A 1,098-nucleotide genomic window follows, 5' to 3' on the forward strand; every position below is an offset into this window, starting at 1 on the left:
ACCTTGCGCCGCTCCAGGCTCATGGACGCCGGCATGGTCAGCAGCAGCTTGTAGCCGCGCGCTGCGGCTACGAAGGCCAGGCCGATGCCGGTATTGCCCGAGGTGGGCTCGACTATGCACATGCCGGGCTTGAGCACGCCGCGCTCCTCCGCATCCCAGACCATGCTGGCGCCGATGCGGCACTTCACCGAGTAGGCCGGGTTACGCCCTTCGATCTTGGCCAGAATGGTGACCCCAGCCGGGCCCAGGTGGTTGATCCTGACCAGCGGGGTATTGCCTATGGCTTGGGCGTTGTCTGCGAAGATGCGGCTCATTGCGGTGTCCTTGTGCTTGGGTTGCCGAAAAGCGCTCAGCCTAAGACGGCTGCGGACAGCCGTCCAGTGCGGCAACAGCCACTACGTGACCCGCCATTCAGTGACTGAATGGCCCGTCTACGTTCACAGTCGCCGGGCTCGCGCGCTATAGTCGGCTTTTCAATTACTGAACCCGCGGGTATGGCCTGCGCGTTACCGTTCGAGGATTTACTGATGAAGTTCGAAGGCACCCAGTCGTACGTCGCCACCGACGACCTCAAGCTCGCGGTCAATGCCGCCATCACCCTGGAGCGGCCGCTGCTGGTCAAGGGCGAGCCGGGCACCGGCAAGACCATGCTGGCCGAACAACTGGCCGAATCCTTCTCTGCCCGCCTGATCACCTGGCATATCAAGTCCACCACCAAGGCCCACCAGGGTCTGTACGAGTACGACGCGGTCAGCCGCCTGCGCGATTCGCAGCTGGACTCGGACAAGGTTCACGACGTGCGCAACTACATCAAGAAGGGCAAGCTGTGGGAGGCCTTCGAGAGCGATGAGCGGGTGATCCTGCTGATCGACGAGATCGACAAGGCCGATATCGAGTTCCCCAACGACCTGCTGCAAGAGCTCGACAAGATGGAGTTCTACGTTTACGAGACCAACGAGACGATCAAGGCGAACAAACGCCCGATCATCATCATCACCTCGAACAACGAGAAAGAACTGCCGGACGCCTTCCTGCGCCGCTGCTTCTTCCACTACATCGCCTTCCCGGATCGCGCGACCCTGCAAAAGATCGTCGATG

General features: G+C 61.4%; 2 protein-coding genes. One reads left to right on the forward strand and one right to left on the reverse strand.

What is annotated here, in order from left to right:
* On the reverse strand, positions 1-314 hold a 314-nt coding region (locus tag Q8Q83_RS11180), incomplete at its 3' end, for a pyridoxal-phosphate dependent enzyme (protein WP_305623718.1).
* Between the two features lie 213 nt (positions 315-527).
* On the opposite strand from Q8Q83_RS11180, the gene Q8Q83_RS11185 reads away from it, so the two are divergent.
* On the forward strand, positions 528-1,098 hold a 571-nt coding region (locus Q8Q83_RS11185; protein ID WP_305623720.1), incomplete at its 3' end, for a MoxR family ATPase.

The organism is Pseudomonas sp. (assembly GCF_030696055.1).
Classification (GTDB): Bacteria; Pseudomonadota; Gammaproteobacteria; order Pseudomonadales; family Pseudomonadaceae; genus Aquipseudomonas.